22 protein-coding genes are annotated in these 20,581 nt (G+C 65.2%); 19 read left to right on the top strand and 3 right to left on the bottom strand.

Going from position 1 to position 20,581, the window contains the following annotated elements; all coding sequences use genetic code 11:
* Nucleotides 1–579: 579 nt before the first annotated feature.
* Together A3840_RS16780 and A3840_RS16785 are read right to left on the bottom strand one after the other, a co-directional pair.
* Nucleotides 580–825, bottom strand: coding sequence for a PilZ domain-containing protein (locus A3840_RS16780; protein ID WP_067459574.1), 246 nt, complete (start codon nucleotides 823–825; stop codon nucleotides 580–582).
* Between the two features lie 17 nt (nucleotides 826–842).
* A complete protein-coding gene (locus tag A3840_RS16785) occupies nucleotides 843–1,385 on the bottom strand; it encodes an invasion associated locus B family protein (RefSeq protein WP_082903985.1) in 543 nt (180 codons plus the stop codon).
* A gap of 355 nt (nucleotides 1,386–1,740) precedes the next feature.
* On the opposite strand from A3840_RS16785, the gene coxB reads away from it, so the two are divergent.
* The 15 genes from coxB (at nucleotide 1,741) to A3840_RS16860 (ending at nucleotide 16,597) form a co-directional block, all read left to right on the top strand.
* Nucleotides 1,741–2,631 carry a cytochrome c oxidase subunit II gene (gene coxB / locus A3840_RS16790; protein ID WP_245676655.1) on the top strand — a complete coding sequence of 297 codons (891 nt, stop codon included), beginning with the start codon at nucleotides 1,741–1,743 and terminating at the stop codon, nucleotides 2,629–2,631.
* A 23-nt stretch (nucleotides 2,632–2,654) separates the two neighbouring features.
* Entirely contained in the window at nucleotides 2,655–4,343 is a 1,689-nt protein-coding gene (gene ctaD / locus A3840_RS16795; RefSeq protein WP_067459580.1) for a cytochrome c oxidase subunit I, read from the top strand.
* A 45-nt stretch (nucleotides 4,344–4,388) separates the two neighbouring features.
* The gene (locus tag A3840_RS16800) at nucleotides 4,389–5,333 is read left to right on the top strand and encodes a heme o synthase (RefSeq protein WP_109442354.1); all 945 of its coding nucleotides are present in this window, start codon (nucleotides 4,389–4,391) and stop codon (nucleotides 5,331–5,333) included.
* A gap of 1 nt (nucleotide 5,334) precedes the next feature.
* Nucleotides 5,335–5,520, top strand: coding sequence for a hypothetical protein (locus A3840_RS16805; RefSeq protein ID WP_067459582.1), 186 nt, complete (start codon nucleotides 5,335–5,337; stop codon nucleotides 5,518–5,520).
* Nucleotides 5,520–6,086: a cytochrome c oxidase assembly protein gene (locus A3840_RS16810; RefSeq protein WP_067459584.1), complete on the top strand. Its 567-nt coding sequence runs from the start codon at nucleotides 5,520–5,522 to the stop codon at nucleotides 6,084–6,086. The genes A3840_RS16805 and A3840_RS16810 overlap by 1 nt, the downstream gene beginning before the upstream one ends.
* A 2-nt stretch (nucleotides 6,087–6,088) precedes the next feature.
* Complete coding sequence (locus A3840_RS16815; RefSeq protein WP_067459586.1) at nucleotides 6,089–6,925, top strand: cytochrome c oxidase subunit 3; 837 nt, start codon at nucleotides 6,089–6,091, stop codon at nucleotides 6,923–6,925.
* 63 nt (nucleotides 6,926–6,988) lie between these two features.
* The gene (locus tag A3840_RS16820) at nucleotides 6,989–7,342 is read left to right on the top strand and encodes a DUF983 domain-containing protein (protein WP_067459588.1); all 354 of its coding nucleotides are present in this window, start codon (nucleotides 6,989–6,991) and stop codon (nucleotides 7,340–7,342) included.
* A complete protein-coding gene (locus A3840_RS16825; RefSeq protein ID WP_067459590.1) occupies nucleotides 7,339–8,106 on the top strand; it encodes an SURF1 family protein in 768 nt (255 codons plus the stop codon). The genes A3840_RS16820 and A3840_RS16825 overlap by 4 nt, the downstream gene beginning before the upstream one ends.
* 181 nt (nucleotides 8,107–8,287) lie before the next feature.
* Nucleotides 8,288–9,679 carry a threonine synthase gene (gene thrC, locus A3840_RS16830; protein ID WP_067459591.1) on the top strand — a complete coding sequence of 464 codons (1,392 nt, stop codon included), beginning with the start codon at nucleotides 8,288–8,290 and terminating at the stop codon, nucleotides 9,677–9,679.
* Nucleotides 9,680–9,729: 50 nt separating this feature from the next.
* Entirely contained in the window at nucleotides 9,730–10,992 is a 1,263-nt protein-coding gene (locus A3840_RS16835) for a M16 family metallopeptidase (RefSeq protein WP_067459594.1), read from the top strand.
* Nucleotides 10,993–10,999: 7 nt separating this feature from the next.
* Nucleotides 11,000–11,623, top strand: a complete 624-nt coding sequence (locus A3840_RS16840) for a GNAT family N-acetyltransferase (protein ID WP_067459598.1) — start codon at nucleotides 11,000–11,002, stop codon at nucleotides 11,621–11,623.
* A gap of 27 nt (nucleotides 11,624–11,650) precedes the next feature.
* On the top strand, nucleotides 11,651–12,319 hold the full coding sequence (locus A3840_RS16845; RefSeq protein WP_067459601.1) for a GntR family transcriptional regulator: 669 nt from the start codon (nucleotides 11,651–11,653) through the stop codon (nucleotides 12,317–12,319).
* Between the two features lie 237 nt (nucleotides 12,320–12,556).
* Entirely contained in the window at nucleotides 12,557–13,132 is a 576-nt protein-coding gene (locus tag A3840_RS16850) for a biotin transporter BioY (protein ID WP_067459604.1), read from the top strand.
* Entirely contained in the window at nucleotides 13,129–13,551 is a 423-nt protein-coding gene (locus A3840_RS16855) for a DUF1284 domain-containing protein (protein ID WP_067459607.1), read from the top strand. The genes A3840_RS16850 and A3840_RS16855 overlap by 4 nt, the downstream gene beginning before the upstream one ends.
* 166 nt (nucleotides 13,552–13,717) lie before the next feature.
* Complete coding sequence (locus A3840_RS16860; protein WP_067459610.1) at nucleotides 13,718–16,597, top strand: EAL domain-containing protein; 2,880 nt, start codon at nucleotides 13,718–13,720, stop codon at nucleotides 16,595–16,597.
* A gap of 165 nt (nucleotides 16,598–16,762) precedes the next feature.
* Here the strand turns inward: A3840_RS16860 and A3840_RS16865 are convergent, their stop codons facing one another.
* The gene (locus A3840_RS16865; protein WP_082903990.1) at nucleotides 16,763–17,338 is read right to left on the bottom strand and encodes a YqgE/AlgH family protein; all 576 of its coding nucleotides are present in this window, start codon (nucleotides 17,336–17,338) and stop codon (nucleotides 16,763–16,765) included.
* 138 nt (nucleotides 17,339–17,476) lie between these two features.
* Between A3840_RS16865 and A3840_RS16870 the strand changes: the two genes are divergently transcribed.
* From A3840_RS16870 to A3840_RS16885, 4 genes are all read left to right on the top strand, one after another.
* Nucleotides 17,477–18,301, top strand: a complete 825-nt coding sequence (locus A3840_RS16870) for a protein-disulfide reductase DsbD domain-containing protein (RefSeq protein ID WP_165603206.1) — start codon at nucleotides 17,477–17,479, stop codon at nucleotides 18,299–18,301.
* 97 nt (nucleotides 18,302–18,398) lie between these two features.
* Nucleotides 18,399–18,887: a peroxiredoxin gene (locus A3840_RS16875; RefSeq protein WP_067459615.1), complete on the top strand. Its 489-nt coding sequence runs from the start codon at nucleotides 18,399–18,401 to the stop codon at nucleotides 18,885–18,887.
* 21 nt (nucleotides 18,888–18,908) lie between these two features.
* Nucleotides 18,909–19,493 (top strand): hypothetical protein, encoded by a 585-nt coding sequence (locus A3840_RS16880; RefSeq protein WP_131798359.1) that lies wholly within the window; start codon nucleotides 18,909–18,911, stop codon nucleotides 19,491–19,493.
* 206 nt (nucleotides 19,494–19,699) lie between these two features.
* On the top strand, nucleotides 19,700–20,470 hold the full coding sequence (locus A3840_RS16885; protein ID WP_067459621.1) for a class I SAM-dependent methyltransferase: 771 nt from the start codon (nucleotides 19,700–19,702) through the stop codon (nucleotides 20,468–20,470).
* Nucleotides 20,471–20,581: the final 111 nt, after the last annotated feature.

The raw sequence follows: 20,581 nt of genomic DNA on the forward strand, positions 1-20,581 counted from the left end.
CAACCCCATCTCCATCCGGCTGATGGGGGGAGGATAAGGGAGGTTGTGGGGGTGGGGATAAGTTTCGGTTTTTTGTGGGTTCGGCGCCTGTGGCGACATCCCCCTCATCCGGCCCTGACGGGCCACCTTCTCCCCCAGGGGGAGAAGAATGGACCGGCGCAAGCCCTTATTCCTCTCCCTCTCGGGGAGAGGGTGGATCGGGCGCAGCCCGAGACGGGTGAGGGGGACGGGCGGCAGGGTGTTTGTTTTCTAGCGCCGGTGTGTGGGAGCACCCCCTCCCAGCTCCGCTAGGCCTTCGGCCAAGCTGCGCTACCTCCCCCATCAAGGGGGAGGTGGGGGTGCGGTGTTTGGGACGGCGCCCCGCCATTCGCGCGTAGCGCTCATGGCCTTCTCGCCTCAAATCTCTCCACTGGAGAGATTTGCCCTTCGGGACGGCTCGAAGCCCATCAAGGGGGAGGTGGGGTGCGGTGTTTGGGATAGCTCCCTGCCATGAGGTGGAGCCGGTGTTTGCCACGGGATCCCGCCACCCACCGCTCGTCACCCTCGGGCTTGACCCGAGGGCGTTTACAGGGTCGGCAGCTACAGGAACTTTATCCCGATCTCGCCGTCGCGTTGCCAGGCGATTTCGCAGTCGAAGCGGCGGCCGTCGTCGAGGGCGAGGACGAATTGCCGGGGGATGCCGATCAGGCTGGCGATCGACAGCTTGGCTCCGGTGGCGGACAGGTTGCGGATGGTGCAGTCGAAGGTGGAAAAGCCGTCATTGAAGACGATCTTTCCGCCCTTGAGGGTGCGGTGGCGTTGGGCGCTGCGATGGTCCTCGGACATCGGGGCCTTCCGTCAGGTCAGGGCAGGGCGGCGAAGCCTTCGCCGAAACCGTCCAGCGAAACGGGAATGCCGATGCCCTCTTCGGGGGTCTTGAAGACGATGAAGAAGGCGGTTTCGCCATTGGAGAGCGTTTCGACGAGCGCGTCGTCCATCACCACTTCGGCGATGCAGCCATTGGGCAGGCAGCGCACGAAGGGAACCCAGCCCAGATCGGTATCGTCGACGGTGAGGCCGAGGCCGGGAATGAGGCTGCCATCGGGACCGTCGCGCACCAGCAGCACGCCGAGCGGGGCGAGAATGCGCAAGAGCCGCGCCTGCCGGTCGGCGGTGCGCAGCATGATGACCGAGAGGCCCACATTGGGCTGATCTTCCGCCAACACGTTCTGGATGATGGCGCATTGCTCGAAGCTGGCGCCCGGCGGGGTCTCGCAACTCATCTGCCAGTCGCCATATTCGCCCCGGATCGTGCCCTGCGCCGCGGCCGGCATGGCCGCCAGGCCCGCGGCGATCGTGCCCAGAACGAGTGTACCCAGCATGCCCAGCCGCTTTGCCCAGATCATCACTCTATCACTTCTCCTGCCGAATCGGCGCCGTGTTCTTGGGTTGGAACTGTTTCCGATACAGGCCCCAACCTGTCAACCAAACCCCGGAATTCCGGCACGTTTTCGGGGAAAAGTGCGGCGCAGATGAGGCGATGCGGCGCTTTCGTGGCTGCAATTTGCCGCAGCGCAGGGGCACAAGGCCGCAATAGACTCGGCCTGTGCAATGTGATTTAGGTCAGCACGAGTATTGCGCTCCGAAGTTGAGTCGGGGCGGCGTTAGCTATGCCGCAAAAAGCCCCTCCATCTCGCTCGGTGCAAGCCGCCAGAACATGTCGATAGGGGGTATATGGTGACCGGGCAGTTCTTTAGAAAGATGGGCGCCGCTGCGGCGGCCGCACTGGCACTGATGCCGGCTCTCGCCTTTGCGCAGCAGAGCAGCGCCGGGCATCCCGAGCCGGGCCAGTTTCATCTGCAGCCCTCCGTGACGCCGATCATGGATTCCATCGTGGCCTTCCACGACGGCATCCTGATGTGGTCCATTTCGCTCATCGTGCTGCTCGTCCTGGCGCTGCTGGTCATCGTCATGGTGCGGTTCAACGCCAAGGCCAATCCGGTGCCGGCGCGCTTCACCCACAACACGCTGGTCGAAGTGATCTGGACCGTGGTGCCCATCCTGGCTCTGGTGGTCATCGCCATTCCCTCCTTCGGCGTGCTCTCGGACCAGATGACCATGCCTGACGGCGAGCGGAAATATCTGGGCGCCAATGTCTTCTCCATGGGTGAAGTCGATGTTCCCGCCCCCGCCCTGACGGTCAAGGCCTCGGGTGAGCAATGGTACTGGAACTACGAATATGTGGATCAGGGCGTGGCCTTCGATTCCAACATGCTCAACGAAGACGAGATCGCCGCGCTCAAGCCCGGCCAGCCGCGTCTTCTCGCCGTGAACAACGAACTCGTCGTTCCGGTGAACACCACCGTGCGCATGCAGATCACGGCCAGCCCGTCCGGCGTGATCCACGCCTTCGCCGTGCCCTCCTTCGGCATCAAGGTCGACGCCGTGCCCGGCCGCCTCAATGAAACCTGGTTCAATGCCCGCGAGACCGGCATGTATTACGGCCAGTGCTCCGAGCTCTGCGGCAAGGATCACGCCTTCATGCCGATCGGCGTGCGCGTGGTGACCGAGCCGGAATTCGAGGCTTTCATCACGGCCTTCGAGGAAAGCCGCGATTACGCGACCGCTGTCGCGACGCTGCCGGCGCTGTAAGACAAGGGTAAGGGGAAAAGATTATGGCAAACACTGCAAACCTCGAAGCCCACGCGACCGGGCATGCCGGACATGACCACCACACGCCCACGGGCTGGCGGCGCTGGGTCTATTCGACCAATCACAAGGACATCGGGATCATGTACCTGGTGTTCTCCATCGTCGCCGGCGTGATCGGCGGCCTGCTCTCGGGCCTGATGCGCCTGGAGCTGCAGGAGCCGGGCATCCAGATCTTCCACGGCCTGGCGGCCATGGCCTATGGCCTGGAAGGCGATGCCGCGCTCGATGGCGGCAAGCACATGTTCAACGTCTTCGTCTCCGCCCATGCCCTGATCATGGTGTTCTTCACCGTGATGCCGGCGACCATGGGCGGCTTCGCCAACTATTTCGCCCCGCTGATGATCGGCGCGCCCGACACGGCCTTCCCGCGCATCAACAACATCGCCTTCTGGCTGCTGCCGCCGGCGCTGCTGCTGACCATTCTCTCGATGTTCTTCGAGGGTCCGGCCGGCGCGCTGGGCTTTGGCGGCGGCTGGACGGCCTATCCGCCGCTCTCCACCTCCGGTCATCCGGGACCCGCGACCGATTTCGTGATCTTCTCGCTGCACGTTGCCGGCGTGAGCTCGATCCTGGGCGCCATCAACCTGATCACCACCATCCTCAACATGCGCGCCCCGGGCATGACGCTGCACAAGATGCCGCTCTTCGCCTGGTCCGTGCTGGTCACCGCCTTCCTGCTGCTGCTGGCCCTGCCGGTGCTGGCCGGCGCCATCACCATGATGCTGACCGACCGCAATTTCGGCACGACCTTCTTCGCGCCTGAAGGCGGCGGCGATCCGGTGCTCTACCAGCACCTGTTCTGGTTCTTCGGCCATCCCGAAGTGTACATCATGATCCTGCCGGGCTTCGGCATCATCTCCCACATCGTGGCCACCTTCAGCCGCAAGCCGGTCTTCGGCTACATGGCCATGGCCTATGCCATGGTGGCCATCGGCTTCGTCGGCTTCGTCGTGTGGGCGCACCACATGTACACGACCGGCCTCAGCCTCGACGTGCAGCGCTATTTCGTGGCCGCCACCATGGTCATCGCGGTGCCGACGGGGGTGAAGATCTTCTCCTGGATCGCCACCATGTGGGGCGGCTCGATCACCTTCCGCGTTCCCATGCTCTGGGCGATCGGCTTCATCTTCCTGTTCACCGTCGGCGGCGTGACCGGCGTGGTGCTGGCCAATGCCGGCGCCGACCGCGCCCTGCACGACACCTATTACGTGGTGGCGCACTTCCACTACGTGCTCTCGCTGGGCGCCGTGTTCTCGATCTTCGCGGGCTGGTATTACTGGTTCCCGAAAATGTTCGGCTACATGTACAACGAGTTCCTGGGCAAGCTGCATTTCTGGGTCATGTTCATCGGTGTGAACCTGATCTTCTTCCCGCAGCACTTCCTGGGCCTGGCCGGCATGCCGCGCCGCTACGTGGACTATCCGGACGCCTTCGCGCTCTGGAACCGCGTGTCCTCGATCGGCTACTACATCACCTTCGTTGCGATGATCATCTTCTTCTACGCGACCTGGGAAGCGGTGCGGAAGAAGCGCCTGGCCGGTGACAATCCCTGGGGCGACGGCGCGACGACGCTGGAATGGACGCTGAGCTCCCCGCCGCCGTTCCACCAGTTCTCGACCCTGCCCAAGATCGAGTCCCGGGACGCACACTAACCCATCGGGCAAACAAGCGGATCGCGCCCCGGCGCGGTTCGCTTCATGAAGGAAAGAGCATTGGCCTATATCGAAGACAGGGCAGACATTGCCGCCATGACCGGCGGGGCACGCGTGGAGGATTACCTCGCGCTGCTCAAGCCGCGTGTCATGTCGCTGGTCGTGTTCACCGCCTTCGTGGGCATGCTGGTCGCGCCCGCCGCGATCAATCCGGTCATCGGCTTCATCGCCATCGCCTGCATCGCCATCGGGGCAGGGGCCTCGGGCGCGCTCAACATGTGGTATGACGCCGATATCGACGCGGTGATGAGCCGCACGCAGAACCGCCCGATTCCGGCCGGGCGGATGACGCCGGGCGAGGCGCTGACCTTCGGGCTGGTGCTCTCGGTCTTTTCGGTGACGCTGCTGGGCCTGGCGACCAATTGGGTGGCCGGGGGCTTCCTGGCCTTCACCATCTTCTTCTATGCCGTCGTCTATACGATGTGGCTCAAGCGCTCGACGCCGCAGAACATCGTCATCGGCGGCGCGGCCGGGGCCTTTCCGCCCATGGTGGGCTGGGCTGCCGTCACCGGCACGCTGAGCTGGGAGAGCTTCGCGCTCTTCCTCATCATCTTCCTGTGGACGCCGCCGCATTTCTGGGCGCTGGCGCTCTACAAGCAGGGCGATTACGGCGCCGCCGGCGTGCCGATGATGCCCAATGTGGCGGGCGAAGCCTCCACCAAGTGGCAGATCTTCGTCTATGCGCTGGTGCTGGCTGCCGCGAGCCTGCTGCCGGTCTGGTTCGGCTTTTCCGGCTGGATCTATGGCGCGGTGGCGCTGGTGACCGGGCTCAGCTTCGTCTGGCTGTCGCTGCGCCTGCTGCGCGCGCCCGACGGGACGGCGATGAAACGCCATGCCCGCACCCTGTTCACCTATTCGCTGAGCTATCTCTTCGTGCTGTTCCTGGCACTGCTCACCGACAATTTTGCCCTCAGGCTGGGAGTGATCTGACATGGCCACCCAGACCGGCGCGCATCTCGCGCCCAACCAAATGACGCCCGAACAGGATGTCGCCTTCCGCAAGCAGCGCCGCCGCCGCTCGCTGGCGCTGGCCGCCGCGCTGGCCCTTTTCGCGCTGACCTTCTATGTGCTGACCATCGTCAAGATGGGTCCGGCCCTGTTCGATCGGGCGCTGTGATGGCCGACGCAACCGCTCCCTTCCGTCCCGACAGCTCCGGCGGCCGCAACAAGCGGGTCGGCCTGACCCTGGCCGGCGTCGCGGTGGCCATGGTGGGCCTCGCCTTTGCTTCGGTGCCGCTCTACCAGCTTTTCTGCCAGGTCACCGGCTTCGGCGGCACCCCGCAGGTGGCTGCGGAAAATCCCAAGGGCGTCATCGCGCGCGAGATGAAGGTGCGCTTCGACGTCAATGTCGAGCGGGCCTTGCCCTGGACCGTCAAGGCGGCCGCCCCGGTCACCGACCGGATCGGCACCGTGGACACGGTCAATTACATCGCGACCAACAATTCCGATAAGCCCATTACCGGCCAGGCCATCTTCAATGTGGTGCCCGACAAGGCCGGGGTCTATTTCAACAAGATCGAGTGCTTCTGCTTCACCGAGCAGACGCTCCAGCCGGGCGAAACGGTGGAAATGCCCATCGTCTTCTTCGTCGATCCCGACCTGGACGACAATCACGAGCTCGCAACGATCAAAGAGATCACGCTCTCTTATACCTTCTACGCTTCAGACAGTGAGGGAAGCTGAACATGGCCGCCTTAGAAAAGAACCATGACTACCACATGGTCGAACCGAGCCCCTGGCCGTTCGTCATGTCGGTCGCCGTCTTCGTGATGATGATCGGCGCCATTGCCTGGATGCAGGACTGGACCCCTTGGGTCTTCTTCATCGGCCTGGCCGGCGTGCTCTACACCATGTATGCCTGGTGGTCGGACGTGGTGCGCGAGGCCAATAACGGCGTCGATCACACCCCCGTCGTGCAGATGCATCACCGCTACGGCATGATGCTGTTCATCGCCTCCGAAGTCATGCTCTTCGTGGCCTTCTTCTGGGCCTATTTCGACGGCTTCTTCCGCTTCGACGACATCGAGCAATATGCGCGCGTCGCCGCCACCGGCGGGCATTGGCCGCCGAGCGGCGTCGAAGTCTTCGATCCGTTCCACCTGCCGCTGTTCAACACGCTGATCCTCCTGACCTCGGGCACCACCGTCACCTGGGCGCACCATGCGCTCCTGGAAAACGACCGTCAGGGCCTGCGCTGGGGCCTGGCGCTGACCGTGGCGCTCGGCGTGCTGTTCTCCTTCGTGCAGGCGCTCGAATATAGCCATGCCGGCTTCTCCTTCACCGGCAACATGTATGGCTCGACCTTCGTGGCCGCGACCGGCCTGCATGGTTTCCACGTGCTGGTCGGCACCATCTTCCTGGCCGTCTGCCTGATCCGCGCCGAGCGCGGCGACTTCACCCCCGAGCGCCACCTGGGCTTCGAATTCGCCGCCTGGTACTGGCATTTCGTGGACGTGGTCTGGCTGTTCCTCTTCGCCTCCATCTATGTATGGGGCGCCTGGGGCGTGGCGCTGAGCCACTGACCGGCACGGACAAGGGATTGGAGGGCGCGGCATGGCTGCGCCCTTTTTCTTTGGAGAACGGAATTGACCCAGCCAAGCCCGATCCTCTCCGGCCTGAGATGCCGCTGTCCCCGCTGCGGCCGGGGCCGGCTGTTCCGGAGCTATCTCAAGCTCGCGCCGGCTTGCTCCGCCTGCAATCTCGATTACGGCTTTGCCGATAGCGGCGACGGCCCCGCCGTCTTCGTCATCTTCGCGGTCGCGCCGCTGATCGTCATCCTGGCGCTCATCGTCGATGCGACATTCACCATTCAGCCCTGGATGCATCTGGTGCTGTGGATTCCGGCCACGATCCTGTTGTGTCTCGGCCTGCTGCCGCCCTTCAAGGGCGTGCTGATCAACCTGCAATATCGGCATGATGCCAGGGAGGGGCGGCCATGACGGCAAGCAAGAAGCTGCGCTGGACCGATTGGCTGTTCACGGCCTTGATGCTGGTCCTGGCGGGCACCTGCCTGTTTCTGGGGCAATGGCAGATGCAGCGGCTGGGCGAGAAGGAAGCGCTGATCGCCGCAGTCGATGCGCGGCTCGACGCCGAGCCGGTCCCCGTTCCGCCAGCGGGCGAATGGAATGGGCTCGACATGGACGCCTGGAATTTCCAGCCGGTCAGCCTGGCGGGCACCTATCGCTATACGCAGACGCTCACTGTCTTCACCTCGCTTGCCGATGCCCGTGGCCGCTATTCCGGCCCCGGCTATTGGGTCGTCACCCCGTTCGAGCTCGCCGCCGGCGGCACCGTCTTCGTCAATCGCGGCTTCATCCCCGAGCAATACCAGGAAGCGGCGGTGATGGGCGACCTGCATGGGGACGATCCGGGCATTGTCACGATAATCGGGCTCTTCCGCCCCGGCGAAGAGCCGGGCTTCATGGTGCCCGAGCCCAATATGTCGGCCCGCATCGAATGGGTGCGCAATCCCGAGCGCATGGCGGCCATGGTCGATCCGGCCCTGGCCCCGGTCGCGCCCTTCTATGTCGATCTGCTGGCCGGGGCGCCGGGCGACCTGCCGCAGGGCGGGGAAACGGTCGTGAGCTTCCCCAACAATCATTTCGGCTATGCGCTCACCTGGTACGGCTTCGCAATCGTCGCCGTGGTGATGCTGGGCTTCTGGCTCTGGCGCCAGACCCGCCCGGAGCCGCCCGGGATTTGATGCCGGCCTTTGCGGTGAGGCACGATGATCCCCCACCAGCCGGGGTAGCGATCGAGGGCCGGGGTAAAGCGGTTCCGGTTTGCCCGGCCCAGGCGTCACCCTCGCCAATTTCCCGCAAAACCTTGCGGCTGCGCTCCGGTTTGACTAGGTTGCGACAATTCTAAAAGGGCACTTCCCCTCGATGCAGTTTGTTTCCACGCGCGGCCAAGCGCCGGCGCTCGGCTTCTCCGACGCAGTCCTGGCCGGTCTGGCCGCCGATGGCGGCCTCTATGTTCCGGCCACCTGGCCGCAGATCAGCGCCGATGAAATCGCCGGCTTTGCCGGAAAACCCTATGCCGAAATCGCCTATGCGGTCATTGCCCGCTTCGTGGACGGCGACATTCCGGCCGATAGGCTGAAGGCGATCATCGAGGACGCCTATGCCGGTTTCCGCCACCCCTCGGTGGCGCCGCTGGTGGAGCTGGAGCCGGGCCATTTCGTGCTCGAGCTGTTCCATGGGCCGACCCTGGCCTTCAAGGACGTGGCCATGCAGTTCCTCAGCCGGGTGATGGACCACATCCTCACCCAGCGCGGCCTGCGCGCCACCATTGTCGGCGCCACCTCGGGCGATACCGGCTCGGCCGCCATCGAGGCCTTCCGCGGCCGCGACAGCACCGATATCTTCATTCTCCATCCCCGGGGCCGCACCTCGGAGGTGCAGCGCCGGCAGATGACCACGGTGCTGGACGACAATGTCCACAATATCGCGCTCGAAGGCACGTTCGACGATTGCCAGGACGCGGTGAAGGCCATGTTCAACAATCACGCCTTCCGCGACCGCATGCGCCTGTCGGGCGTCAATTCGATCAATTGGGGCCGCATCGTCGCCCAGATCGTCTATTATTTCACTGCCGCCGTGTCGCTCGGCGCGCCGCACCGCAAGGTGAGCTTTACCGTGCCCACCGGCAATTTCGGCGATATCTTCGCCGGCTATTGCGCCAAGATGATGGGCCTGCCCATCGACAAGCTGGTGATCGCCACCAATGCCAATGACATCCTGCGCCGCACGCTCGATACCGGCCGCTACGAGATGAATGGCGTCGAGGCGACGATCAGCCCGTCCATGGACATCCAGATTTCCTCCAATTTCGAGCGGCTGCTGTTCGAAAGCGCCGACCGCGATGCCGGGGCGGTTACCCGCATGATGGCGGGCCTCAAGCAATCGCGCGGCTTCGATCTGCCCGACAATGCCATTGCCGCCATCCGCCGTGACTTCGCCGCCGGCACGACCGACGAGGCCGCGACCCGCGCCGTGATCGCCCAAACCCATGCCGAAAGCGGCTATCTGCTCGATCCGCACAGCGCTGTCGGCGTGGGCGTGGCGCGCAGCCTGCACCAGGGCCAGGTGCCGATGATCACGCTGGCGACGGCGCATCCGGCCAAGTTTCCTGCCGCCGTGGCGGAGGCCTCGGGCGTCACTCCGGCACTGCCCGCCTGGCTGAACGACCTTTACCAACGGCCCGAACGGGTTAGTGTGCTGGAAAACGACCAGCGCCGGATTGAAGACTTCATCGCGGCGCATAGCCGCGCCTGAACGACACGGAGAGCCGCGGTCGTCGAGGCCGCCGGTTCAGGAGGACCAGTGTGAGCGTAAGATCGACGAGTCTGGAAAACGGCATGGTGGTGCTCACCGATGACATGCCGCATCTGGAAAGCGCTTCGCTGGGCGTTTGGGTCAAGGCGGGCGCGCGCTCCGAGCGCAAGGCCGAGCACGGCATTTCCCACCTGCTCGAGCATATGGCCTTCAAGGGCACCAAGAGCCGCACCGCCCTCGAAATCGCCGAGGCCATCGAGAATGTCGGCGGCGATCTCAACGCGGCGACCTCGATCGAGCATACCGGCTATTTCGCCCGGGTGCTCAAGGACGATGTGGTGCTGGCCGCCGATATCCTGGCCGATATCCTGCAGAATTCCACCTTCGAGGAAGACGAGCTGGCCCGCGAGAAGCAGGTGATCGTCCAGGAGATCGGCGCGGCGCGCGACAATCCCGACGACCATGTCTTCGACCTGTTCCAGGAAGCGGCCTATCCCACCCAGCCCATCGGCCGCACCATTCTGGGCACGGTGGATTCGGTGCGCGATTTCAATCCCGACATGGTGCGCAAATATATGCGCCGCAATTATGTGGGCGACCACATGGTCATCGCCGCCGCCGGCAATGTCGACCACGACCAATTGGTGGACGTGGCGCGGCAGCGCTTCGGCGACCTGACTCCCAATGGCGCGCCGGCGCCGCAGCGCGCCGAATACCAGGGCGGCCAGGAACGGCTGGTCTCCGACCATGAGCAGGCCCATATCGTCCTGGGCTTCGAGGGCCGGGCCTATAATTCGGACGGCTTCTATGCCGCGCAGGTCCTGGCCTCGGTGCTGGGCGGGGGCATGAGCTCGCGCCTGTTCCAGGAAGTGCGCGAAAAGCGCGGCCTCTGCTATTCGGTCTATGCCTTCCACTGGGCCTTTGCCGATAGCGGCGTTTTCGGCGTGGCGGCTGCCACCGGCGAGGACGAGGTGGCCGAGCTGGTGCCGGTGGTGCTGGACGAATTGCGCCGCGCCACCGAAACCATCACCGAGGAGGAAGTGGTGCGGGTGCGCAACCAGATCCGCGCGGGCCTCCTGATGTCGCTGGAAAGCCCCTCCGCTCGGGCCGGGCAATTGGCGCGCCAGCAAATCCTGTGGGGCCGCCCCATCCCGATGCAGGAAACCGTGGAGCGCATCAACCGCATCACCGCCCAGCGCGTGCGCGAGGTGGCTGAGCAAATCTTCACCGCCGGCTCTCCGACCCTGGCCGGGATCGGCCCCATCGATGGCCTTGCCGATGTCGAAAGCATCGGCGAGACCTTGCAGCGCTGAGGCGCCGATGTTCTGGCCCTGGTCCTCGCCAGCGCCGTTGATCACCCTCAAGGGGCAGAATGTGCTGCTGCGCCTGCCGCAGGGCCGCGATTACGACGACTGGTATCGGCTGCGCCGGGAGAGCCAGGATTTCCTGCGCCCCTTCGAACCGCGCTGGAGCGAGCTGGACCTGGCCCGGCGTGTCTATGCCATGCGGGTGCGCCGCGCGCGCCAGGAGGCCGAGGAGGGGAGCGATTACACCTTCTTCATCTTCCTGCCCGATGGGCGCAAGCAGGTGCTGGTCGGGGGCATCACGCTCTCCAATATCCGCCGCCGTGCGGCCCAATTCGTCACGCTGGGTTATTGGATGGGTCAGCGCTATGCCGGAAAGGGCCTGATGAGCGAGGCCGTCGGCGTGACGCTGCCGTTCATCTTCGAGGTCCTGGACCTGCACCGGGCCCACGCCGCCTTTCTACCAACCAATACGGCCTCCCGCCGGGTGTTGGAGAAAAACGGCTTCGTCGAGGAAGGCTTCGCCAAGCATTACCTGCAGATCAACGGCCGCTGGGAAGATCATGTGCTGATGGGCCTGACCCGCGAACGCTGGGAAACGCTGCATCTGGGCCAGGGGCGCCAGGCATGGGTGGCATAGGCGCGTCCGCCGGATTATCACTGCACCATGCGTAGCCCTTCCGAAGACACGATCGCGGTGCGGATCAGCAAGGCCCTGGCCGAGCGGATCATCGCCGGTACGCTGGAGCCCGGCACACGGCTGCGCCAGGACCATGTGGCGGCCGAATTCGGGGCCAGCCACGTGCCGGTACGCGAGGCTTTCCGGCGGCTGGAGGCGCAGGGCCTGGCGGTCAGCGAGCCGCGCCGGGGCGTCCGGGTCGCCGCCTTCAGCAAGGCCGAAGTGCGCGAGGTCGCCGAAATGCGCGCCGCCCTCGAGGAACTGGCCCTGCGTCATGCCGCGCCCAATCTCACCGCCGCCATCCTCGATGCGGCCGAAGAGGCCACGAGGGCCGGCGACAAGTCCCGTGATGTCGGCTCCTGGGAAGCGGCAAACCGCGCCTTTCACCGCACGCTGCTGGCCCCCTGCAACATGCCGCGCCTGATGGCGGCGATCGACGACCTCCATGCCGCCAGTGCCCGCTTCCTCTTCGCCGCCTGGCGCTCCGATTGGGAAACGCGAACCGATCACGACCACCTGGCCATCCTCGCCGCCCTGCGCCAGGGCGAGGTGGACCATGCCTGCTCGATCCTGGCGCGCCATGTCCGTGCCGTCACCCCACGCCCCGTCCCGACCGCCAGCGGGGTGACCCGCCGGCTCTTCGTGGTCGACGGCTAGAGCGGTTTTCTCCTTCAGCGCATCGGTTCTTGTGGCGTGATCCAACCCGATCCGCCGGTTGTCATCCCGGCGAAGGCTGGGGGCGCCTGCCTGCGGGGTCATCTCGGAATGGATCCCGGCCTGCGCCGGGATGACGTCGCGGGAGGAGGACCGTCGCGTCATGCCTCTTGCCAGAGCGGGCTCCATCGATAGTATAGATAGTGGAATCAAATTATCTATAATCTTTGGAGATGGAATATGGTTGAGGTGAAGGTTGTCGCGACGCGGCGGGTGGGGCTGCTCGATCTGGGCGAGCGTTCGCTTGCCTGGAAGGCGGGGGCATTGGTGCTGGGCACGCTGTTTCTGGCGCTGTCCTCCTATGTGGAAGTGCCGATGGTGCCGGTGCCCATGACCATGCAGACCCTGGCCGTGACCCTGGTGGGCGCGCTCTATAGCTGGCGGCTGGGCGGCCTCACCATCGCGGCCTGGCTGCTGGAGGGGGCGCTGGGCCTGTCGGTGCTGGCGGGCGGCGCCGCGGGTGCCCATCATTTCGTCGGCCCGACCGCCGGCTATCTCTTCGCCTTCGTGCCCGCCGGCGCGCTGGTCGGCTGGCTGACCGAGCGCGGCTGGAACGGTGCCAGGCCGGTTCTGGCCTTCGCCGCCGCGCTGGCCGGCAACGCCGTGTGCCTGGTGTTCGGGGCGGCCTGGCTCGCTTTTCTGGTGGGCCTGGAACCTGCCATTAGCAGTGGCGTCACGCCCTTCCTGCTGGGCGCGGTACTGAAATCAATTCTGGCTGCGGCCCTGGTGAGCGTTCTCTGGAAGCGGGTCCGGTGACGATCCGATTGCGGCCGCATCATCTGCTCTGCCTCACCACCTATATGGGCAAGGGCTATACGCCGGCCTTTACCGCCAATTACGACCGGATCGTCGCGCGCGTTGTCGCCGGCGAGCCGGTCGAGCTCGTCGAGGGGCCGGATGATATCTGCCGGCCATTGCTCGCCGAAGCCGAGCCGCATTGCCATAATGCCAGCGTCGTCGAGCGCGATCGCCTGGCCTGGGATTCGGTTCAGCCGCTGCTGGATCACGACCGGATCGGTCCACTGACCTTGAATGCGGCCGCTATCGCCAAGTTACGCACCGTTTTTCGCACCGGCGCAATTCGCGCGGCCTGTACGGGCTGTGAATGGTCGGAACTGTGCGACGCCGTGGCCGAAAGCGGTTTCGCGGCCACGCGCTTTCCTGCCGGACGCTGAGTGTTGCGCCGCTGCAACACGGCGCAGCGCTTGTCGCAAAGGGTAATCTCCCGTACCAAGTTACCGCTCCGCCGGAGGTCAAAAAGACGAAGGCTTGTCCGGGCCTTGTTCAAGCGTCCCCGACTGCCGCCATAATGAAGCCTAGTGCAGGATATAGCTGCCCCTGATGCGTCATCTGTTTCTCATCGCGATCTGTCTCGCGTTCGCGCTCTTCGGCCATGCGCCGGCCCGGGGATTCGAAGTCATCTCCGTCCCCGAAGACGTCAACGCGGTCAATCTGTCCGATGTGATGGAAGTGGTGCCGGGGCAGGGCGGACGCGTCCAGCTCTCCACCGCGCCCGATGCCGACGGCATCATCCGGCGCATCGAGGTTCTGGCCAACGAGCAGGGCACCAATCCCTTCTTCGCGCTGATCGCCCTGCGCAATGACAGCGACCAGCAGATCGAGCGCCTGCTGGTGGCGCCGTTCTTCCGGCTGCCCGGTTCGGGCGTGTTCCAGCCCGATCTGGGCAATGCGCGTATCAACGCGGTGACGCCCAGCGCCGGTATCCGGCCGGTGCGGCTCGCCGATCCGGAAGCCGACGTCTTCGAGGTGACGCTGGACCCCGGCGCGACCATGACCCTGGTGGCCGAATTGTCGTCCAGCCGCCTGCCCGAGGTCTATCTCTGGGAGCCGAGCGCCTATCGCGACTATATCAATGCCTTCACCCTGTTCCGTGGCGTGGTGTTGGGCGTGGCCTCGCTGGCCGCGGTGTTCCTCACCATCATGTTCGTGGTCAAGGGGCGCGGGGTCTTTCCCGCCACGGCGGCCTTTGCCTGGGCGGTTTTGGCCTATCTGCTGATCGATTTCGGGCTGATGGGGCGCCTGCTCGGCCTGTCGGCCAGCGGCGTCCAGCCGCTGCGCGCCGCGGCGGAGGCGGGCATAGCCACGACCCTGGCCGGCTTCCTCTTCATCTATCTCAACCTTCATCGCTGGCACCTGCGGTTCATCCACCTGGCCCTGGGCCTGGCGGCCCTGTTCCTGGCGCTCTTCGCCTTCGCGTTTTTCCAGCCCCATATCGCGGCCACCATTGCCCGGCTGGTGCTGGCGCTGCTGGGGCTTTCGGGCTTCTTCCTGATCCTGCTCCTGGCGCTGCGCGGCTATGATCGCGCGGTGCTGCTGGTGCCGACCTGGATCATCTATATCGCCTGGCTCTTCTATGCCTGGCTGGTCGTGTCCGGCCAGGTGACCAATGACGTGGCCCAGCCGGCCGTGGCCGGCGGGCTGGTGCTCATCGTCATGCTGCTCGGTTTCACCGCCGTGCAGCACGCTTTCTCGGAAGGCCAGGTTTCGGTGGGCACGCTGAGCGAAGTGGAACGCCGCGCCCTGGCGCTGACCGGCTCGGGCGATTTCGTCTTCGACTGGAATATCGACCGCGACCGGGTGACGGTAAGCGATGAACTGGCAACGCGGCTGGGCGAAAAGCGCGGCGCGCTGCGCGGCGCCATCAAGCGCTGGCTCGACCGGGTGCATCCGGACGATCGCGACCGTTTCCGCACCGCTTTCGATACGCTGGTGGAATTGCGGCGCGGCAAGGTTTCGGCCGATATGCGCGTGGCCGGCCATGACGGCAATTACCGCACCTTCCGCATGCGGGTGAAGCCGGTGCTGGGCGGCGACGGCCAGGTCAACCGCATCGTCGGCACGCTGCAGGACGTGACCGAGGATCGGGCCGCCCGCGAAAGGCTGCTGCACGACGCCGTGCATGACAGCCTGACCGGCCTGCCCAATCGCCAATTGTTCCTCGACCGGCTGGAGCGGTCCCTGGTGCGGGCGCGCACGCCGGGCGGGGCCAAGCCGGCCGTGTTCCTCATCGATATCGACCGCTTCATGGAGCTCGAGGAGCGGATTGGCCATTCGGCCGCCGATTCGGTGCTGCTGGCCATTTCCCGCCGCATCGCCCGCATCACCCGCCCGCTCGATACGGTGGCGCGCATTACCGGCGACCAGTTCGCGGTGATCCTGGCCTCCGAACAGGCGGCCGCCAAGATCGCCGAGACCGCCGAGCAGATTCGCAAGGCGCTCAAGGCGCCGTTCAATTTCGGCGATCGCGACCTGGTGCTGACCGCCTCCATCGGCGTCACCATCTATGACAGCAATCCGTCGAGCGCCGCCGACGTGCTGCGCGATGCCGAGCTGGCCATGTACTACGCCAAGCGCCTGGGCGGCGACCGCATCGAGGCCTATCGTGCCTCCGCCCGCTCCATCGCCTCCTATAATCGCGCCAGCGAGGAAGACCTCGAGCGCGGCATGAAGCAGGGCGAGCTGCATGTGCAGTTCCAGCCCATCGTCGACACCCTTTCAGGCCAGATCGCCGGGGCCGAGGCGCTGATGCGCTGGAACCATCCGACGCGCGGCGCGGTGACGCCCGATGAATTCGTGCCGCTGGCGGAGCGCTCCGGCCAGATCGAAAAGCTGGGCCGCCTGGCCTTCGAGCAATCGGCGGCACAGGCCAAGGACTGGCTGGCCACGATCGGCCTGCCGGAAAGCTTCTTCATTTCGGTCAATCTCTCGCCCAGCCAATTGGCGACCGAGACCCTGCTCAACGACATGCGGAACCTGGTGGCGCAGGACCGCGCCCTGGCATCGCATCTCAAGCTCGAAATCACCGAGAGCCAGGTGATGACCAATCCCGAGCATTCCGCCTATATGCTGGAGGCTTTGCGCAATATGGGCCTGGGCCTGGCGCTCGACGATTTCGGCACCGGCCATTCCTCGCTGAGCTATCTGCACCGCTTTCCCTTCGACACGATCAAGATTCCCGCCCCCTTCGTGCGCATGGGCACCGATACGGGCATCGCCCATACCCAGGCGCCGATCATCAAGGCGGTGGTGGCCTTGGCCAGCGATCTCGACCTCATGGTCATCGCCGAGGGTGTGGAAAGCCTCGACGAAATCGAAAGGCTGCGTCAGCTCAATTGCCGCTATGCCCAGGGCTTTGCCTTCGGCGCGGCGATGACTGGGGGCGAGCTGGGCAAGAAACTCGCCGCGCAGATGGGGAAATAGGGCCGGCCAGCACCTTTACGTCCGAACTGAACCTTCAGTAGACCTCATCCTGAGCCTGTCGAAGGACGAGGTCGTGGCCCCCGGTTCGGCATGCCCGACCTCGTGGTTCGACAGGCTCACCATGAGGTCTTTTGGAAAACTCGTTTGTGCCAAATGTGAACCGGTCTAGCCGTGCCCTGCCTCGGTGCTCAGCGTCGCACGGGTGATGTGCAGGCTCGCCAAGGCCTTTTCATAGCGCTGGTCCACCGGGGTCTCGAACAGCAATTCGCGGCTGAAGGGTACGGTCAGCCAGCCATTGGCGCCGATCTCGTCCTCCAATTGCCCGGCGCCCCAGCCGCAGCAGCCCAGCGCGAAGAGCGCGGAGCGCGGGGCGGGGCCGAAGGCCATGGCCTTGAGAATATCGAGCGTGGCGGTGAGCCCCACATCCTCGGCGACCCGATAGGTGTTGCCGCTGTGATAATCGCCCGAATGCAGCACGAAGCCGCGGCCCTTTTCCACCGGCCCGCCCCGCATGACCGCGCGTTCGCGAATGGAATCGGGCAGGCGGATCACCGCGTCGGGATCGCCCAGGTCGAGTTCGTCCAGGATATCGGCAAAGCGCAGATTGGCCAGCTCGTGATTGACCACCAGCCCCATGGCGCCTTCATCGCCATGGCCGACGACCAGAATGACGCTTTCCGCGAAACGCTCATCGGCCATGTCCGGCATGGCGACGAGGAATTGGCCTTCAAGTGAATTCATGCCGCCAATGTAGGCGGGGTGGGCGGGCATGCCAAGCTTTGCCGGGCCCCGGCGGGGATGCGGGAGCATCACGAAGGCCTGAACGCCTGGCGACTATTCCTTCACCATTGCCTGCGCTAATGCCATGCCATGCATCTCATGTCGGCCCTCTGTCTCGCGATCCCCGGTCTCTGCCTGCCCGTGCTGGCGGGTGAAACGCCATGGCAGAACGTGGCGCCCGATGTCTCCATCCGCCTGATCAGCGCCGGGCCCGTCACCGATGGCAAGGCTCTGGTGGCGCTGGAAATCGATATGCCCGAAAGCACCAAGACCTATTGGCGCGTGCCGGGCGAAACCGGCCTGCCGCTCGACCTCGATTTCTCCGCCTCCACCGGCATTGCCCATTATACCCCGCTCTGGCCCTATCCCCTGCGCGAGGAAAAGGGCGGCCTGACCGATTATGTCTATTACGGGCACACCGTCCTGCCCATCGAATTGACCATGTCCGGGCCACAGGGCGTGGTCGATCTCACCGCGACCCTGGGCATCTGCTCGGAAATCTGCGTGCCGGCCCAGCTCCAGCTCAGCCTGCCGCTGGCCGATGCGGAGCCCGACGCGGCCAATGGCTTGCGAATCCGCCAGGCCCTGGCCGAAGTGCCCATCGCCTGGACCGACAAGGCAGCGCCTGTCGGCGGCGTGGAAATGCTGCCGGAAGGCCCGGCCATAGCCATTCGCCTCGAAAATGACGGCATCGACCCGCAGAGCCTGATCGCGGCGACTGCAACGGGCGAACCGCTGTTCGGCGCGCCGCAAAAAAGCCCGCATGGCGATCTAGTCGTGCTTCCCATCCTGGGCAAAAGCGACAATATTGCGCTGGATGGCGTGGACGTCGACGTGACGTTCATGACCGATATGGGAGCATATGTGGTCAGCCGGACGATAGGCGCCGGCGATGATGCGGACGAGCCCGGCCCGGAGGAATAATCCAGGCTCTCTTGTGCGCGGGGGCAAAGCCGCATATCGCAGGGCCTGAACTTGGAATATGGCGGCCTTGCCGCTGAGCATGGGGCAAATTCCACCAATGATCGAACGCGGCAACCCGATCCCCGCTCTGGGGGTGAAGCTGGTGAGCAAGACCGGCATCGAGGACATTTCCAGCGATGTGCTGCTGGGCCAGGGCAAGGTGGTACTGTTCACCGTGCCGGGTGCCTTCACGCCGACCTGCCACGTCAATCACCTGCCCGGCTTCGTCGCCAATGCTGCCAAGCTGCGCGCCGCGGGCGTCGATCGCATCGTCTGTGCCGCGGTCAACGACCATCACGTGATGAAGGCCTGGGCCGAGGCATCCGGCGCGCTCGACGACATTGTTTTCCTGGCCGACGGCAATGCCGCCCTGGCCAAGGCCCTGGGCCTGGATCGGGACTTTTCCGCTTCCGGCATGGGCATTCGCTATGCTCGCACGGCCATGATCATCGACAATGGCGTGGTCGAGGCCGTATTTGTCGAGGATGCGCCCGGCGTCAATGCCAGCGGCGCGCCCGCCATTCTCATGGCTCTCGAAGCCGCCTAATCGCCAGGAGCCAGCGCCAAGATGACCAACACCCTGACGTCCATGTTCCGCATCCCCGCCGCCGCTGCCCTTGCCGCCCTATTGGCCGGCTGTTCCATGGGTGGCCTGATGGGTGGTGGCACGGCCAGCAATGCCGACCTGCAGAACGCCATCGCCACGCCCCAATCGGTGGCGCAGGCGCAGACCAATGCCCTGCCGGTGATCGCCACCGAATGTCCGCCCATCAAGGTGCGCCTGGGTGGCGAGGCCATGTTCTATTACGGCAACGGCCGCACCGGCGACGCGCAGGCGCTGCAATATCAGGGCGTCATCGACGAGGCGACCCGCAATTGCGTGGTCTCCAACGGCCAGATCACCGTCAATATGGGCGTGTCCGGCCGCGTGCTGCTCGGCCCGGCGGGCCGGCAGACCTCGGTGAACGCGCCGATCCGCTTCGCCGTCGAGCGCGATGGACAGGCCATCTTCTCGGAAAAATACACCTTGCCCGTGGCCGTCACGCCGCCGGCGCAGATGGCCGAGTTCGTCAAGGTTGTCGAGAACGTCACGATCCCCTATCTGGGTGGTGAAACCATCACCATCTGGGTCGGCTTCGATACCAGGGGCTGATCATGATTTCGGAGGCCATGATGGCAATTTTCTACATCCGCATCCGCAACGCCTGAGGGCGGTGTCGGTCCATGATTGACCGGCCGGGGGCTTGTGGCCTTCCGGTGTGATGTGGCATGCGGGGTTCCGGCCGAAGGGCTGTGGGCCTGATCTCCGAAACGGCACCGTCTCGTTCCTCGAACAGCTTCGAGAATCCGAGACACATCATGAAATCGAAAAGTAAAGTCCTCCGCGCCCGCTCGCAGAGCTGGGACCCTGTTGCTTCCTGGTATGCCGGCTGGGCCGGCCGCAATGGCAGCCATTACCATCGCACCATCGCGGTGCCCCTGATGCTGGAATTGCTGAGCCTCAAGGGCGGCGAGCGGCTGGCCGATCTCGGCTGCGGCCATGGCATCCTGGCGCCGCCGGTGGCCGATCTGGGCGCGCGCTATATCGGGGTCGACCTGTCCTCCCGGCTGCTGGCCGTGGCGCGGCGCCACCATGCCCGCCATGGTCGGTTCGTGCTGGGCGACGCCACCCAATTGCCGGACCACAAGCTCCTGACCCCCGGCGCTTTCGACGCCGCGGCGTTCCTGCTCTCCATCCAGGATATCAATCCGCTCGCTGCGGCGATCGCCGAGGCGGCGCGGTTGCTGCGGCCGGGCGGAAGACTGGGCCTGGTCATGCTCCATCCCTGCTTCCGCATTCCGCGCCAGAGCGGCTGGGGCTGGGACGAGGGCCGGGGGCTGAAATATCGCCGGCTCGATTCCTACCTCTCTGCACTGGCCGTGCCGATGCAGGAGCATGGCCAGGGCACGACGCGCAGCTATCATCGCCCGTTGGGCGATTATGTCGCCGCGCTCAACGCGGCGGGGCTGGCCGTGACCGGCATAAAGGAAGTGGCGGACAATCCCGGCCCGCAGGACAAGCGCGCCGACAAGCGCGCTACGCGGGAATTCCCGCTGTTTCTGGGAATGAAGGCGGTGAAGCTGGAATAGGCGTCCGGGCGCGACGCACCGCTCGTCACCCTCGGGCTTGACCCGAGGGCTCTTGCGATGTTGCGACAGGAAAGACCCCTCGGGTCAAGCCCGAGGGTGACGATCCGGGGG

Source organism: Devosia elaeis (assembly GCF_001650025.1).
Taxonomy (GTDB): Bacteria; Pseudomonadota; Alphaproteobacteria; order Rhizobiales; family Devosiaceae; genus Devosia; species Devosia elaeis.